Annotated in this window: 16 protein-coding genes; 9 read left to right on the plus strand and 7 right to left on the minus strand. The window is 35.8% G+C overall.

All coding sequences use genetic code 11. The features are described from left to right. Window positions 1-51: 51 nt before the first annotated feature. Window positions 52-426: a hypothetical protein gene (locus tag J7604_RS03110; RefSeq protein WP_028982012.1), complete on the plus strand. Its 375-nt coding sequence runs from the start codon at window positions 52-54 to the stop codon at window positions 424-426. Between the two features lie 49 nt (window positions 427-475). Here J7604_RS03110 and xerD read toward each other — a convergent pair whose 3' ends face one another. After that, window positions 476-1,375 (minus strand): site-specific tyrosine recombinase XerD, encoded by a 900-nt coding sequence (xerD, locus tag J7604_RS03115; protein ID WP_293890891.1) that lies wholly within the window; start codon window positions 1,373-1,375, stop codon window positions 476-478. A gap of 29 nt (window positions 1,376-1,404) precedes the next feature. On the opposite strand from xerD, the gene J7604_RS03120 reads away from it, so the two are divergent. Genes J7604_RS03120 through J7604_RS03135 form a run of 4 tightly spaced genes read left to right on the plus strand, consistent with a single transcriptional unit; the run spans window position 1,405 to window position 4,104 of the window. After that, the gene (locus tag J7604_RS03120) at window positions 1,405-1,830 is read left to right on the plus strand and encodes a type II 3-dehydroquinate dehydratase (RefSeq protein ID WP_028982010.1); all 426 of its coding nucleotides are present in this window, start codon (window positions 1,405-1,407) and stop codon (window positions 1,828-1,830) included. Further along, a complete protein-coding gene (locus J7604_RS03125; protein ID WP_293890896.1) occupies window positions 1,830-2,888 on the plus strand; it encodes an aminotransferase class V-fold PLP-dependent enzyme in 1,059 nt (352 codons plus the stop codon). The genes J7604_RS03120 and J7604_RS03125 overlap by 1 nt, the downstream gene beginning before the upstream one ends. A gap of 6 nt (window positions 2,889-2,894) precedes the next feature. Next, a complete protein-coding gene (rnhA, locus tag J7604_RS03130) occupies window positions 2,895-3,368 on the plus strand; it encodes a ribonuclease HI (protein WP_293890899.1) in 474 nt (157 codons plus the stop codon). Window positions 3,369-3,387: 19 nt separating this feature from the next. Then, the gene (locus tag J7604_RS03135) at window positions 3,388-4,104 is read left to right on the plus strand and encodes a methyltransferase (protein WP_293890902.1); all 717 of its coding nucleotides are present in this window, start codon (window positions 3,388-3,390) and stop codon (window positions 4,102-4,104) included. Between the two features lie 8 nt (window positions 4,105-4,112). Here the strand turns inward: J7604_RS03135 and J7604_RS03140 are convergent, their stop codons facing one another. Then, window positions 4,113-5,441 (minus strand): saccharopine dehydrogenase family protein, encoded by a 1,329-nt coding sequence (locus J7604_RS03140; protein ID WP_293890906.1) that lies wholly within the window; start codon window positions 5,439-5,441, stop codon window positions 4,113-4,115. A gap of 86 nt (window positions 5,442-5,527) precedes the next feature. Between J7604_RS03140 and J7604_RS03145 the strand changes: the two genes are divergently transcribed. The 4 genes from J7604_RS03145 (at window position 5,528) to J7604_RS03160 (ending at window position 8,842) form a co-directional block, all read left to right on the plus strand. Next, a complete protein-coding gene (locus J7604_RS03145) occupies window positions 5,528-6,181 on the plus strand; it encodes an alpha/beta hydrolase (protein ID WP_293890909.1) in 654 nt (217 codons plus the stop codon). Window positions 6,182-6,322: 141 nt separating this feature from the next. Continuing rightward, on the plus strand, window positions 6,323-7,399 hold the full coding sequence (locus tag J7604_RS03150) for a T9SS type A sorting domain-containing protein (RefSeq protein ID WP_293890912.1): 1,077 nt from the start codon (window positions 6,323-6,325) through the stop codon (window positions 7,397-7,399). A 361-nt stretch (window positions 7,400-7,760) separates the two neighbouring features. Then, window positions 7,761-8,576 carry a hypothetical protein gene (locus J7604_RS03155; RefSeq protein WP_293890915.1) on the plus strand — a complete coding sequence of 272 codons (816 nt, stop codon included), beginning with the start codon at window positions 7,761-7,763 and terminating at the stop codon, window positions 8,574-8,576. Window positions 8,577-8,617: 41 nt separating this feature from the next. Continuing rightward, window positions 8,618-8,842, plus strand: a complete 225-nt coding sequence (locus J7604_RS03160; protein WP_293892036.1) for a T9SS type A sorting domain-containing protein — start codon at window positions 8,618-8,620, stop codon at window positions 8,840-8,842. Between the two features lie 72 nt (window positions 8,843-8,914). On the opposite strand, the gene J7604_RS03165 is transcribed toward J7604_RS03160, so the two are convergent. From J7604_RS03165 to J7604_RS03185, 5 genes are all read right to left on the minus strand, one after another. Beyond that, window positions 8,915-9,637 carry an outer membrane beta-barrel protein gene (locus J7604_RS03165; RefSeq protein ID WP_293890918.1) on the minus strand — a complete coding sequence of 241 codons (723 nt, stop codon included), beginning with the start codon at window positions 9,635-9,637 and terminating at the stop codon, window positions 8,915-8,917. Continuing rightward, the gene (gene ubiE, locus J7604_RS03170) at window positions 9,583-10,311 is read right to left on the minus strand and encodes a bifunctional demethylmenaquinone methyltransferase/2-methoxy-6-polyprenyl-1,4-benzoquinol methylase UbiE (protein ID WP_293892039.1); all 729 of its coding nucleotides are present in this window, start codon (window positions 10,309-10,311) and stop codon (window positions 9,583-9,585) included. The genes J7604_RS03165 and ubiE overlap by 55 nt, the downstream gene beginning before the upstream one ends. Window positions 10,312-10,387: 76 nt before the next feature. Then, entirely contained in the window at window positions 10,388-12,652 is a 2,265-nt protein-coding gene (locus J7604_RS03175; protein WP_293890921.1) for an OmpA family protein, read from the minus strand. 30 nt (window positions 12,653-12,682) lie between these two features. Further along, complete coding sequence (locus J7604_RS03180) at window positions 12,683-14,668, minus strand: OmpA family protein (RefSeq protein ID WP_293890924.1); 1,986 nt, start codon at window positions 14,666-14,668, stop codon at window positions 12,683-12,685. Between the two features lie 60 nt (window positions 14,669-14,728). Further along, window positions 14,729-16,720, minus strand: coding sequence for an OmpA family protein (locus tag J7604_RS03185; protein ID WP_293890927.1), 1,992 nt, complete (start codon window positions 16,718-16,720; stop codon window positions 14,729-14,731). Window positions 16,721-16,837 lie beyond the last annotated feature (117 nt).

Genomic DNA, 16,837 nt, shown 5'->3' on the forward strand with positions numbered 1-16,837 from the left:
TTGAAATATATTTCTTGAAAACATTGTGAATCGCTTCTCAATTATTTTAATATGAGAAGACAGGAGAATATTGAAAACCTCAGAGCGATTCAGGATCAGATTCATGAAAATATGTTTTCAATACTGGTAAAATCCAAGGTGATTTCCCATTTGAGCTCTACAATAAAGACGCAAAAGCCATTATTTCAGTTTACCACATTGTATGATTTGGTAAGAGAAAAAATGCCTACTCACGCGGATAATTTTCTTCAGGCATTTCACAATTTACTAAAAGCTAATTTTCTCTATCTATTAGTGGTAGACAGGGATTCGCACCAAGTTCAGTTTATGCTGAAATCTGACTATAATGAATTACATCTTGTAGAAAAGATGTCTTTCTCTATAGTTCCTATGGAAATAGTTTTAAGTATGCAATGCCTTAACTAATTATACTGCTTTCCTGCAAATAAAAATCTTTGCACGAGTCTTGGGTGGGTTAACTTCGAGGATGAAAATCTTTAATAATTTGTTTTAGATAATCTCTGTCCAGGTGGGTATAAATCTCTGTGGTTGTGATGGATTCATGACCGAGCATTTCCTGGACTGCTCTTAAATCGGCTCCCCCTTCTATCAAATGGGTTGCGAAAGAATGTCTGAAAGTATGGGGACTAATACTTTTTTTCATTCCTAAATTTTTCGCCAGGTTTTTGATAATTGTAAATACCATTACTCTCGTAAGGCCTGCTCCCCTCCTATTCAGAAATACATGATTTTCTGACCCCGGTTTGGCAACTACGTGACAGCGTAATTCTTTCACATAAATATTTATATACTTCAATGCCTCTCTGCCTATCGGCACCAGCCTTTCCTTACTTCCTTTACCTATTACTCTTAGAAAACCCTGATCTGCAAAAACATTATTAAGTCGGAGTTCTACAAGTTCAGAAACCCTAAGACCTGAGCTGTACAAAGTCTCCAGCATTGCTCGATTTCTCGTTCCTTCCATGGTTGACAAATCGATAGAGTTAAGTAAGTCTTCTATCTCCGGAAAGCTCAATGTATCTGGCAGTTTCCTTCCTAGCTTTGGACTTTCAAGAAGCGCTGATGGATCATTTGTGACAATCTCTTCAATCATCAAAAACCTGTAAAAGCCTTTTATTCCTGAAATAATTCTCGCCTGTGAATGAGGAGACATCCCAAGCTCCGAAAGAAAAACAAGAAAGTCTGCCAGATCATTATAGGTAAGTCTGGCCGGGTTATTTTCCTTATTGGAGATTTCTAAAAACTGTCTTAGTTTTACAACGTCATGCACATACGCATCAATAGAATTTATCGATAACGACTTCTCTAACTTAAGATAATTTTTAAATTGCTTTAACAGGAGATCCCAATTCATATTATAAATTTAACAGCAATAAAGGATTCATGAAAATCATAATTATAAACGGACCAAATTTAAATTTGCTAGGCATCCGCGAGACTTCCATATACGGTTCCGAATCATTTGCAGATTATTTTAAAAAATTAACGGCTGAATTCCCTCAAGCTGGATTGGAATATTATCAATCAAATGTTGAAGGTGAAATCATTAATAAATTACATGAAACAGGATTCTCCTATGACGGAATCGTGTTGAATGCAGGCGCTTATACTCATACCTCAATTGCCATCTCTGATGCCATTGCTGGTATTAAAACGCCAGTATATGAGGTACATCTCTCCAATGTGTATTCCAGAGAAGATTACAGACATAAAAGCATGCTCGCCAAAAACTGTAAAGGGGTTATTTCCGGTTTTGGAATGGACAGCTACCGTCTTGCTGTGTATCAATTCCTTTCTCTCAAGAAATAATGATTACCTTTTATCCCGGACCTTCAAAAATTTATAAACAGGTAAAAGGCTTTCTGAATGAGGCTTTTGATTCGGGAATATTAAGCATGAACCACAGGAGTTCCGGATTTATGGAACTTTATAAAGACTGCTTAGAGCTAATCAGGAACAAACTTCTATTACCGGAAGATTATTCGGTTTACTTCGTTTCTTCTGCTACAGAATGTTGGGAAATTATTGCGCAATCTTTTATCAAAGAACAGTCCTTCCATTTATACAATGGAGCATTCGGTGAAAAATGGATGGACACTAACGGTAAATTGGGACTTAAAACAATTGGCTATAGATATAATATAAATGAAGTTGTTCATACTGAAATGTTGAAAAATGCTTTAGTATGTGATTTAATAGCTTTAACCCAAAACGAAACCTCCAATGGTACTCAGATTCAGAATGAGCAGCTGTCGGAAATCAGAGCTTCTTTTTCCGAAAAACTAATAGCTGTAGATGCAACTTCATCTATGGCTGGTGTCTATCTGGACTTTTCTATGGCTGACATCTGGTATGCTTCAGTACAAAAGTGTTTTGGTCTTCCATCCGGTCTCTCTCTGTTGATATGCTCCCCAAAGGCTGTTAACAAAGGCCTGGAAATTGGTACCAACAAATATTACAACAGCTTTGTGAATCTTCATGAAAATATGCTGAAGTATCAGACAACTCATACGCCCAACATTCTTGATATAGTTTTATTAAAGAAGGTATTGGAAAGTATATCTCCTATTGGCAATATTGATCAGAGAATAAAAAAACAAGCAGACGAATGGTATGACTTTCTGCAGGGATTTCAGTCTGTAAAACCATTGGTAATTGAAAATCAAATGCGTTCAGATACAGTTATAGCTGTAAAGAGTGATGCTTCATATGTAAAAAATATAAAAGAGCAATCGTTAAAAGCTGGCATCACTCTTGGCAATGGCTATGGAACATGGAAATACGACACATTCAGGATTGCCAATTTTCCTGCGATTGAAGAACAGGAGATAATGCAACTGAAAACTTTCCTAAAAAATACATTGTAATAAAACATGATTGTCATTTATACAGACGGCGCTGCAAAAGGAAATCCAGGACCAGGAGGCTATGGCACTGTGCTTAAATACAAGCAGCATAGAAAAGAGCTTTCTGAAGGGTTCAGACTTACAACTAACAATAGAATGGAGCTTCTTGCTGTGATAAAAGGACTTGAAGCTTTAAAAGAGCCGGGACAACAAGTGACGATTTACTCAGACTCCAAGTATGTAGTTGATGCTGTAGAAAAAGGTTGGATATGGGGTTGGGTAAAAAAGAATTTTAAAGATAAAAAGAATGAAGATCTGTGGAGAAAATTCATTGAAGTCTATAAAAAACATGAAGTCAAATTTCAATGGGTGAAAGGTCATGCGGGGAATGTAGAAAATGAAATCTGCGATAGGTTGGCCGTAAAAAGCGCAGAAGGTCCGAAGCTATTGATAGATGAAGGTTATGAAAGAAGTGCTAACAACAGAGATAGCTTATTCTGATTTAAATTATTTTATTTAAATGGGTAATTCTTATTTCAGATTCAAGCAATTTCAAGTCAATCAGGAGAAAACTGGTATGAAAGTCTGCACCGACTCATGCATATTCGGTGCTTATATTGATCCAGGAGAAGCTAAAAATATACTTGATATAGGAAGTGGTACAGGGCTACTTTCATTAATGCTTGCTCAAAAATCAACTGCGGAAATAGACGCAGTTGAAATAGATGTAGATGCAGCATTACAATCCGAAGAAAATTTTAAAAACTGCCAATGGAAAGACAGACTTCACATATTCTCTTCTTCCATTCAAAACTTCAGTGCATCAGCAATGAAGAAATATGATCTTATCATTTCCAATCCACCCTTCTTCTCCAATCATTTATTATCGCCCAATCCTAAACTAAATAAGGCTATCCACAACACAACTCTTTCTTTGAAGGACCTTTCGGAATCTGTTGCTAGTCTCTTGTCATGTGAAGGAAAATTTTACGTTTTGCTTCCACCTTATGAAGCCTCTGTATTTGAAGAGATTCTCGGAGAGGCAAATCTTTTTCTTCAAGACAGACTTGAAATCAAAGATAAGAATGAGGGAAAAATAATACGGGTAATTGATTGTTATAGCAATACACGAATAGCTACAACTTCATCTAATAAATCCTTCATTATCAAAAATTCTAAAGGCCAGTATACATCTGAATTTTCCGACCTGCTTCGCCCTTATTATCTTTTTCTTTAAGATAGTTTTTACAACTCTTTCATCTTAAATCTGATTCCTTCCTGTTCTAATTCCCGAAGGATTGGATAATATAATTCTTTGCTGGTAGGTACATGAACACCGGTAAGTTTGATTTGGCCTTCCATTAAAAGTTTCGCCGCTATACCAAGAGGAAGACCAACTGTTTTTGCCATCGCAGTATTTATCTGATCATCTCCGTTTACAACCAAAGAAGAAGATTTTCTGAAAAATTCACTTCCAACTTTATATTCAAAATAATGAATCATAACGATTCTGTCTTTATCATTTGCTTCCAGCTTCCACTTCTCTTCAATTAAGCTCTGTAAGTGCTGAGCTGGTGTAGCATTTGAAAATTTGATTTTATTACCTGGATCAAACAAACCAAGCCATTTCATTAGTTGTATTTCATTACTTTGAAGAGCCAAATCAAGGTATTTGCTTGTTCTGTCTGTTACACTTCCTGTTCCTGCAGGCAAGTATGACTCTACCAGATTAACAAAAGCAGCACCCTCTGGCAGATCAATTGTATAAGAATCTTCTGTAAGACCAAGCTGAATAAGGGAATTCCAGGCACTGCAATATCCTTCCCCCCTGAGAGTACCTCTGATAAAAGTATCTATGCCATTCAAACCATAGAGATCTATGTATTTTAATGAATCTCTGTTCAGATATCCTTCAAACATTCCGGCATCATCCACTTCAATATTTTCAATTCTTGAAAAAAGCCGATGATAAGGAACATATTTATAGATTCCATTTTCCAGATATTTTACTGTACCTTGTCCAGCAAGGACTACATTGCGTGGGTTCCAGCTTATCTTATAGTGCCACGGATTGGTATCAGATTCCGGAGCAACCAGTCCACCTGTATAGGACTTAAAACTAATAAGTGCCCCGCCCTCAGCTTTAATTTTATCAATCTCTTCCATTGCAGACATATGATCAATGCCTGGGTCTAGACCACTTTCCATCAGTATTAACAAACCTTTTTCTTTTGCTTCTTTATCAAGCGCTTGTATTTCCGGAGATACATAAGAAGCTGTTATAAACGGAACCGACATATTGAGACATTCCCTGGCAGCAAGAATATGTAGCTGTGGGGGAAGCAGTGATATTACAAGATGATGACTTCCTATCTCTTTTTTCCTCTGCTCTTCATTATTAATATCAAAAATTAAAGGAATGCCAGAAGGATGATTCTTTAATTTCCCATTGATCAGTTTTTCATCAGCATCTGCAACTGTTAGCATCCAGCCATTAGTGGCTGAAACTTTTAAGAGATAAGTGATCAATGCAGAAGAGGATCTTCCAGCTCCTAGTACCAATATTTTTTTCATATCTGAATGATTTGCCTAGTTCGGATATACGAGTCTGCTCTAAAAATAGAAAATAAATTTTTATGTTTGGACAGATAAGGAATTCTATGAAAACACATTTTCTTAAAGTTGAAAAAACTGCTCGCTATTGTACACTTGGGGAGATGAATGAGCAAACCAAAAGTATCTGGATTGTTTGTCACGGCTATGGCCAGCTGGCTCCTTATTTTATTGATAAATTTAAAATATTAGACGATGGTAAAACTTTGATAGTAGCTCCTGAAGCCTTATCAAGGTTCTATCTTGAAGGTTTCAGCGGAAGAGTCGGTGCAACCTGGATGACAAAAGAGGAGCGTGAAAAAGATATCGAAGATTATGTGGAGTATATTGAAAAGCTTTATAATGAAATAATTCAAGGCTATTCCTCACATCAGTTAAAACTCAACATTTTAGGGTTTTCACAGGGCGTGGCAACGGTGTGCCGATGGGTAGTAAGTAAAAAAAAGAACTTTGATAAGCTGATATTATGGGCGGGTATATTTCCTCCAGATTTGAATACAGACTTTCAGTTTAGTATGGAAACCTTTCAGGAAAAAGATATTTATATAGTATATGGTGATAAAGATCCTTTGCTAAAAGAAGATCATTTGAAAGAGTTAGAATTACTTGGATCAAAGTTTAAGAATTTAAAAGTATTAACTTTCAATGGAAAACATGAGATTAATCAAGAAGTTTTAATTTTTTTAAAACAAAATAACTAATAATCTTATTTGAAGGGCTATACTATTTTGGCTTCTTTTTAAAAAAAAATTAATCGATGAAGTATATCTAATCTTCAAAAATATTATATTTGGCTGTTTTAAAACTAAAATTTATTTAAATAAACCTTAGAAAAACTCACTATGAAAAAAAGTTTACTAGCGTTTGGTTTTGCATTAGCAAGCTCTGCTTCTTTCGCTCAGCTTTCAACTACAGCATTGCCAACTCCAGGCCTTCAGCCAACCTACATTTATGATGATATGGCTGATACTGATCCTACTACAGACGGAACTCAGGAATATTATGATGCAGCTACTGAAAGAGGTATCTTTTATTTCACAGGAGATGCAGATGGAGATACAGTAGCTAATCCAGTTAGAGCTAATGGAAAACTTAGCATTGAAGTGAATAATGCAGGTTCTTACAAAAACCTTTTCGGTATTTCTTTTGGAGATGGCAAATCTTTTGATTTTTCAGGAAACTCTGACATTCAACTTGTAATCAAAAACGATGGGGCTACTCCAGGCGATACTCTTCTTATTCAAATGCAGTTACAATCTGCAAATGGAAAAGGTGAATACACTCCTTCTAGCGTTGTAGAAACAAATGCAAATGGTACTTCTTGGGCTAGCCCTCTAAGAAAGAAAAAAATTGAATTCTTTGTTCTTTCTGGAGAAACAAAAAACATCTACCTTGACCTAACTCCTGCTGGTGCTGGTGAAGGAACAGGTGGTTATGCTGCTGATCCAGTAGATCCATTCCCTTGCTCATCTCCAGCTACTTGCCCAGTTACAGTTTACAATTTAGATCCTTCTCAATTAGAGAAAATTCTTTTCTTCATCAACCCGATCGTAGAACTTCCAGAATCTGACAAAACAGATTATGATCCATTAGGCCCATACTCTGGTACAATTGAAATCTCTAGATTACTTGTTGGTACTGATCTTGATGTTACTAGCAACAAAGCTAAAACTGCTGATGTAGCAAACCTTTCAATTTATCCAAACCCTTCAACTGATGTTGCAACTGTTTCTTACAATGCAAAAAGCTCAAACGTTGTTGTAAACGTATCTGATCTTAAAGGAAACGTTGTGAAGTCTGTAAACGGAACTTCTACTTCTGCTAATGTAGCAACTGCTGACCTAACTGCTGGTCTTTATGTAGTTTCTGTACTTGTAGACGGTGTTCCTTCAGCTCCTCAGAAACTAGTGGTTAAGTAATTTATTAATCACTTATAATAAAAAGCTATTTCAATGTAAAAGTTGAAATAGCTTTTTTTATGCTCTTTTTTAATGTTACACTCAGGTAAATCATTTTTCTACAATCTGTAATTAATCATCTACCCTCAAGCATTTCAAATCACAGGCAAATTCTACTTCTCTTACTCCAAAAACAATTAGATTGCATGAGCTTTAAAAATTAAAACTAATACATACAACCCAAAACCAGATATTGCGAAAAAACACAAGATTATAATAAAACATATAAAGCAAAAGGGCAATTATAACTAAATCCTTTAATTAAAAAAGCAATTCATTTTTAAAAACTTTGATCTATTTTATTACCCAAGGAAAACTCATTATGAAAAATAGTATACTGGCATTTAGCTTTATATTAGCAAGCACTGCTTCTTTTGCTCAGAATTCACCGGCTTTTCAGCCTACTTACATTTATGACGATATGGCTGATGCCGATCCTTCAAAAGATGGATATCAGGAATACTATGATTTAGTTACAGAAAGAGGCATTTTTTATTTTACTGGAGATGCAGATGGAGATACAGTAGCCACTCCAGCTAGAGCTAATGGAAAACTTAGCATCGAGGTGAATCATGCTGGTTCTTACAAAAACCTTTTCGGTATTTCTTTTGGAGATAACAAATCTTTTGATTTTTCAAAAAGCTCCGACATTCAACTTGTAATCAAAAACAATGGCTCTACACCTGGAGATACTCTTCTCCTTCAGTTACTGCTTCAATCTGCAGACGGCAAAGGAGAATACCTTCCATCCAGTGTTATAGAAACAAATGCGAATGGTACTACATGGGCAAGTCCTCTGAGAAAGAAAAAAATTGAGTTCTTTGTCCTTTCTGGAGAAACCAAAAATATCTTCCTTGACCTAACTCCAGATGGGGCTGGTGAAGGAACAGGAGGTTATACTGCAGTTGAGGATGACCCAAACACTATAGATATAAATGAATCGTTCCTTTGCTTAGCTCCTAATAGTTGCCCGGTTACAAATTATTCTTTAGATCCTTCTGAATTAGAGAAAATTTTGTTCTTCATCAACCCGATAGTAGGACTTTCAGAATCAGAAAAAGCAGACTATGATCCACTAGGTGCTTACTCCGGAACAATTGAAATTTATTCACTACTTGTTGTACAGACCTTGATATAACTAGCTACAAAGCTAAAACTGGTGAGATAGCAGACCTTTCAATTTATCCAAACCCTTCAACTGATATTGCAACTGTAGCTTACAAAGCAAAGAGCTCAAACGTTATAGTTAACGTATCTGATCTAAAAGGGAACGTTGTGAAGTCTGTAAACGGGACGTCTACTTATGCTAATGTAGCAACTGCAGACCTAACTGCTGGTCTTTATGTAGTCTCTATCCTTGTTGACGGTTTTCCTTCTTCTCCTCAGAAACTAGTGGTTAAGTAATTTATTGAACACTTATAATACTTTATACAATGTCCTAGCCCCCCTTATCTAACTGGAGCTCCAAGAGGAACGCTATTCAAAATTGAGATATAATGTTACGGTATGAGTAAATACTTTTTTCAAGCTCTTACTATAAATATTATCGTCATGGATGAGCATGTTTTTAATCCCATGAGAAAATCTTAATTCAGGAGAAAATTTGAACAGCGGATAATAAATGTCAAAACCAAAGCCATAATCTATTCTTAAATCGGTGTTTTGAACTCTAAGATCTGTTTCTTTCTTTTCTTTTTTCTTCGCACCAGCCTCTATACCAGGATTTATTCCTCCGAGAATGTACATTCTGGCATTTTTTCTTCTCTGAGACTTGAATTTCAAAAGAAGCGGTAAGTTAATATACGATGATTCGGTAATCTGATCTGATTTATACTTATTCCTAAATTCATATGCTACATTCCTAGTGTATAATGAAAAGTTAGGTAAAAGCCTTAAATCCCAGTGATCATGAAGTTTCAAATTAACAATAAATCCTATTGTAAGGGCTCCATTATTTCCAGGAGCTGCCTGTGTAATGGAATCCAGCTGAAAATAATAGTCAGAATGTACCACGTCAAACTTGGTAAACCCGGCAGCAAGGAAAAATCCATAGTGCAAAAGCTTGTCGTCATAAAAAGGCAGATTCGTATTTGCCGTATATTGACCAAATGACTTGCTCAGGGTAAATAAACAAAAAAATAGAGCTATTGTTTTTTTGCCACGTAAATTGAGGCTATTCCTAAACTTAAAGATTGACATGTTGCTGATTTAAATCCAATTCTGTTTAAAATACCGACAAACTCTTTTCCATAAGGAAATTTCTTAACTGATTCAGGAAGATATGTATATGCAGCCTTGTCTCTTGATACCAGTCTTCCGATGAGAGGAAGAATTTGTTTACTATAAAAAGAATACAATTGTTTAAAGGGAAATTTCTCCGGCTGAGAAAACTCGAGTATCATCACTTCGCCGCCTGGTTTCAGAACTCTAAGAATCTCACTAAGGCCTTTTTCCAAATGCTCAAAGTTCCTTACTCCAAAGGCAACGGTAACAGCATCAAAATAATTGTCCGGAAATATAATATTTTCCGAATCGCCTTGCTGAAGCAATATTTTACTAGAAAGCCCAAGTTTGGCAATTTTTTCTTTTCCGATGGTAAGCATCCCCTCAGAAATATCAATACCGATGATCCTTTCAGGATTAAGGCTAAGAGCTTCAATAGCCAGGTCTCCTGTTCCTGTAGCTATATCCAGTATCAGTTTAGGCTTATTTGCTTTTAATTTACCAATAGCTTTTTTTCTCCATCTGATATCGATTCCTGCGCTTAAAACCCTGTTTAACAGGTCATATTTAGGGGCAATATTATCGAACATCTGAGAAACCTGTTCCTTTTTGCCTTTGCTTAAATCGTCCTTATAAGGTAATACCATCAGTCAAAATTTTGCGCAAAATAAATAAAAAAAGGCTAAACCGAATGGTTTAGCCTTTATAAACTTTTCAGATTGAAATTTACTTTCCCAAAATCCTGATCTCTGTCCTTCTATTCAATATCCTCCCACCCTCTGTATCATTTGGAGCAAGGGGACTGGCTTCCCCATAACCTACAACCGATAAGTGGCTTTTATCTATGCCATTAGTCAATAGATATTCTTCAACTGATTTAGCTCTTTTTTCTGACAATATCTGATTTGCAGCATCTTCTCCAAGATTATCAGTATACCCACCTATCTCAATATTTAATGAAGGATTTTCTTTCAAAATACTGATCAACAGATCAAGTTCATTCCTTGACACTTCATTTAAATCCCACTTAGCTGTCTCAAAGTGAACATTTCTTAATATAAAAGATGCTCCCACAGCTGCTGAGTTAATGATACTCTTGTCAAATTCCATCGTAGGCGTACCTTTAAAATTGCTTTCAAGTCCTACAATGCTGCCATCTGTAAAGCCATCAACAACTTCCAGCTGTGTAGTAGACACGCCTCTGCTTTTTAAATATTCAGAAACACTCTTACTTCTTTCTTGTGCAAGCGTTGGGTTTTCATTAGTTTGTACAGATCCTTTTATTTTGAGTTTTGCCTCAGGATTTTTCTTTAAAATCTCTGCTGCCTTGTCCAGCTCATTTTGATTTAGAGTATTTAAAACTGATTTCCCTGTTTCAAAATGAATATCTCTTAAAAGAAATTTTCCCGAGTAAAACTTCTCAGGCAATATAATCGCTACACCTGAATCTTTCTGAACAAATGGAATCACGAAATCTCTTGTTATTGTCATGTTTTCATCGGCTGTAAAAGGAATATCCAGCTCTTGAGTCAACAATGTATCCTTCCCGTCTATAAGCTTTATCCTATATGAATTATACGCTGTAAGACTAGCTGAATATCTTCCATCCTGAGTGAATGTTGATTCATTTACAGGCTTAGTGGTATTTCTTGTGGAGACAAATAACATCTGAAGATTATTTACTTTTCTGCCTGTCCGGTCTTCCGTAACAATCCCATTGATTTTTACTGATGGTATATATGAAATTTCGTAGATATCCTTTTCTCCATATCCACCTTCGCGGTATGAGGATATATAAGATTTTTTTGATATGGATGATAGATAAAAGTACACATCATCATCCGGTGTATTGATCGGATAGCCCATATTTTCAGGTTCTGACCATTTACCGCTATCACCTAGCACGGATTTGAATACATCATACCCTCCCATATTTTTATGTCCTCTTGAACTAAAATAAAGGGTTTTTCCATCTGGCGTAATAAAAGGAGCATCTTCATCTTCATCACTGTTGATTCCACCTCTGAGTTCAGAGGGTTCCCCCCAAGAACCATCTGCATTTTTCTTTACATAGTAAATATCAAGATCTCCATTTCTTTTATAGTGATTAGTAGCAAAATAGGCAGTTTTACCATCGGCAGAAATGAATGCATCTGCTTCAAAATCTCGGGAATTAATACCTGCAAAAGGCTTAAGATCTCCCCATTTATCCCCATCCCTTTCAGTATAATAAATATCTCCACCTTTTGTAAATTTATACACAAGCAGCTTGGTATCATTATCAAAAAGCTGAATTGAAGCATCGTGTCCACCTGAATTCAGTTGTATTTTCTGCGGTTCTGACCATTTACCTTCATCAATTTTCTTTGATTGAAAGATATCTTCAAAAGGCTCACCATCCAGGTCTTCTTTACTTGTTTCATTTGACCTTCTAGAGGTAAATAAAAGTAATTTGTCATCCATCGAAGTAACAGGACTGTGCTCTGAATAAGAACTATTAATGGTAGGCCCAAGGTTTGAAACCAAATAGTTCTGATTATTCTTAAGAAATTCTTTAGCTGTATTTACCTGATTGATATATTTTTCCAGGTCTTTCTGACGAAGATCCTTTTGGGATAGATTGGACTGATAAATATTGTATTGTTCAAGAGCCTTATCAAACATATAGTTTTGATGATATACTCTCCCCATCCAAAAATGAATATGTTTATCTACCGCAGAATCCAGTGCATAAACCTTTTCTATATATGTCAGCGCTTTTTCTTTAGAATATCTGTGCAGGTAACAAACAGCTGCGCCAAACAAAGCTTTTGTATTTTTAGGCTCCTTAGTCAAAATCCTTTCAAAAAAAGGCAGAGCATTTCTGTAATGCTCTTGCTTCAAAAGACGTTGCCCTTCCCTCAAATCATTCGAAACATCCTGACTATTTGCCTGGGCTAAAAGCCCAAGAGACATTACCAGGATTAAAAAAAATCTGACATTCAACTTCATAGTATTATTTACTCTTAAATTACGGTATAATTACTTATCTATGATTACAAACTCTGTTCTTCTGCTTGCTTCTTCCTCTTTTACGTGCTGACCATTATTAACAGGTGTACTTTCTCCATATCCTTTTGCTACCAATCTCTTTTTAGAGATACCTCTTGATACAAGATAATTCAACACGGCCTCTGCTCTTTTTTGAGACAAATTCTGATTATATTCCTTTTCACCTTTACTATCTGTATACCCTGCGATTTCTATACTTACAGATGGATTGTCATTCAAAAGTATGATTAAATTTTCCAGATCCGACTTAGATTCTGGTTTTAATTCAGATTTATCAAAATCAAAATAAATATTTCTGAGGACAAATCTTTCACCTAAATTCAGTTTTTTCAAATTTATATCATTAACCTGACTATTGGCTGTTTTCTTGTCTTTAGGTATTTCAATATCTTTCGAAAACGGACCATAACCTTTTACATAAGCGGTAAGCAAATATGCATCTGCAGAATCAACTATTATTTTAAAATGATAATCTCCAGCTGAACTACTGGTTATTTCACTGATGACATTTCCTTTATTATCTTTTAGCTTTACCAATGCATTAGATACTGGTTTATTTGTACCAGAATCCAATACCTTTCCTGAAAATAAATAAGATTGGTTCTTGGCAACAGATTGATTGGAGTATCTCTTTTCTCTAATCGTTTGTAATCTTCCCTGAAGGTCCTGAAAGTCAGATCTGGGTGGCATTGATATTCGGTAAATGTCTTTGTCGCCATAGCCTCCTTCTTTTACAGATGCATAATATCCATGTCTCCCATCTCCAGATAGTATAAAGTAAAGATCATTATCAGCTGAGTTTATGGGGTATCCAAGATTTTCAGGTATTGACCATTTTTTTGATTCTTCACTGAAAACAGATTTGAATATATCAAAACCACCCATCCCCTTGTGAGCACGTGAACTAAAATAAAGTGTCTTTCCATCCAGATCCATAAAAGGACTTTCCTCATCTGCATCAGTATTAATCGGAATACCCAGATTAGAAGGTTTACCCCAGCTTCCATTATCCTTTTTCTCTACCACCCAAATATCATTTCCACCTGCTCCCCCTTCGCGATTGCTTGCAAAGAAGAATTTCTTTCCATCAAAAGAAAGACAAGCACCGTTCTCAAAATATTTCGCAGAATTTACTTCACTGCCTACAGAAACCGGTTTTGACCATTTGTGCTCTTCAGAAAAGCTGCAGGCATAAATATCTCCGTTTCCATTATCTTTATAAATAAATAATTGATTTCCGTCAGGAGAGATTCCCACAGATGCCTCGTGTGAGCTAGTATTTACAGGGAAACCTAAATTTTGGGGTATACTCCAACCACCTTCTATTTTTTTGCTTGAATACAAATCCTCGAAATACATTCCCGACTGATCAGTTGCTCCGCCTGTAGAACCTTGTCGTCTTGAAGTAAAAATAAGAAGAGAATCATCTGCTGAAATAACAGGAGCATATTCGGGAAAAGATGAATTGATAACAGGTCCTAAATTATCAATTTTCACAGGAACAGGATTTGAGATAAACTCTAGTCCATTATTGCATTCATAAATTCTGCGGTCAACTTTTTTAATTTCTTCTTTATCTGTTATAGAAGCCTTGTAATTCTGATAATTTTCTATTGCCTTTTCAAAGTTGTGATTGAGCTGATTGGCAATTCCAAGGTATTTGTTGATTTGGTAATCAGGAGAAAGTCCCAATGATGAAGCCTTTTCCAAATAAGGCAAGGCCTTAAATTTAAAATCGCTTTCCAGATATAAGATTCCTATTTTATAATTGACATCGGATTTATTGGGATTTATTTCCCAAGCTTTGAGATATAAATCGAGAGCCTTCTTTTTATCTTTTTGAATCAATGCGGCTTCTGCTTCTTTAATAAGTTTCTTCTCTCCCTGAGCTTGCACCGATACGCTTGCCATCAGAGAGAATGAAAGACATATTATAAAAAAACAAAGCTTTTTCATTTCACCTTATATACTTATCCTGCCTAAATAGTAAATGCAAGATAGGTAATTAAAACCTAATCAGTTTCCGATGATTTCAAATTCTGTTCTTCGGTTGAGCTGACGGCCTTCCTCGGTATCATTGGTTTCCATTGGCCTATCAAATCCATATCCGGCATATTTCAATCTTGCAGGATCAATTCCCTTTTTGATAAGATAGTCTACCACCGCCTGTGCTCTTTTCTGCGAAAGATTTTTGTTATAATCCGCAGATCCTTTGTTATCTGTGTGGCCAGAAATTTCTATTTTTAAAGTTGGAACCTGAACTAGCAAGTCATACAATCTTTCTAATTCAGCAGTTGAAGCAGGTCTTAAAGTCGCTTTATCAAAATCAAAAAATATGTTTCTCAACACAATCTTCGTTCCAACAGCTACCTTCTTGAGTTCCACATCCTTTACAATTTCCTGATAGTTAGTACTTGCTGGAATATCAAAATTTTCAGAATGAAATAAATAGTCTTTCTTTTCAACAGCTATTCCATAATTCTTACCGGAAGGAAGAATAACAAGGTAGCCGCCGGTAAGACTATTTGTTGTTACTTCATGAATGACTTCATTTTTTTCATTGTCAATGATAAGCAATTTACTTTCAAGAGGAGCTTTGGTAAGAGCATCTGTAACTGTACCTTTTAGTATAGTAATAGGGTTAAAAGCTTCTACTTTGGCTATTGAGACAAGTTTCTTCTTTCCCGGTTCCTTAGTTTCATTAACACTTTTTCCTGAAACCTCTGCAAGTTCTTCAGGCTTTGGCATACTGATCATATATACATCTGTCTCTCCTTGACCTCCCTCTCTTTCACTTGCATAATAACCATGCTTATTGTCCGCTGAAAGTACAAAGTAAATATCATCATCAGCGGTATTGATAGGATAACCTAGGTTTTCAGGAGTAGACCATGTTCCATCTGTTTTTAGGGTGGATTTATAAATATCATACCAACCCATGCCGGCATGGCCTTTTGAGCTAAAATATAGGGTCTTTCCATCAGGGTGGATAAAAGGAGCGTCGTCGTCATATTCAGTGTTGATGCTCTTTCCCAAGTTTACAGCTACTCCCCATTTTCCTTTTTTATCCTTTTTACTCATGTAAATATCAAGCCCGCCTAAGCCGCCTTCTCTATCGCTTGTGAAATATATAGTATTACCATCTGCAGTCATCGAAATGGATTTTTCATCCGCTTTGGTATTGACGTTTTTACCAAGATCCTGAGGTTTAGACCATTTTCCTTCTTGCAATGTAGACAAAAATATATCTCCCTTACTATCGTCGCTATCCCTATAAATAAATATCTGACTTCCGTCCGGAGAGATGGCTATACTGGCATCATGCACTTCAGTATTGATTGGTTTTCCAATGTTCTGAGGCGCAGTCCACTGGCCATTTTTATTATAGGAAATATAGATGTCTTCAAAAAGTAGTCCCTGTTCATCAAGAGCCTCTCCAGTTCCCCCTTCTCTTCTGCTGGTAAATACTAGTACAGATTCGTCAGCGGAAATGACCGGACCATGGTCAATAAACTTGGTATTAATTACAGGGCCCATGTTTTCAATCTTAGCTTTAACAGGGTGTTTTACATAAACAGCACCGTTCTCACATTCGAATATTTTCCTATCCGTTTTTTTGATCTCTTCTAAGTCCTTCTTATCAATTTTTACTTTGTAATCCTGAAAATATTTTAATGCTTCCTCAAACCGGTGATTGTATTGATACGATTTACCAAGAAGCTGAAGAATTTTTGGGTCTATATCAGGATTTACTTCATAGGCTTTTGTCAGATAAGGTAGAGACTTGGTGTGGTGAATAGTATTCAGATATGAAACACCAAGTTTAAAATTGGCTTCTGCATTACTTTTTTCAAGATCAAGTACCTCAAGGTAAGCAGCAATGGCTTCCTTATACTTGTGTTCATCGTAATAATAATTCGCCTTTTTTAAAGATTTTTTAATATTAGGTTGAGCGATTCCGACAAAGGAACAAAGCAGGAACAGGAATAGGAGATACAATTTTCGCATATTTGATAATCTTAAGCTTGGATAAGGCAGGATAATAACGAAGAGATTTAGAATATCTGAGAGTTCCCCATCACTAATTCTTAATTTGATAATATTTTTTCTACCTTAAAGTCAATT

The sequence above is a fragment of the Sporocytophaga sp. genome (assembly GCF_017745095.1).
Lineage (GTDB): Bacteria > Bacteroidota > Bacteroidia > Cytophagales > Cytophagaceae > Sporocytophaga.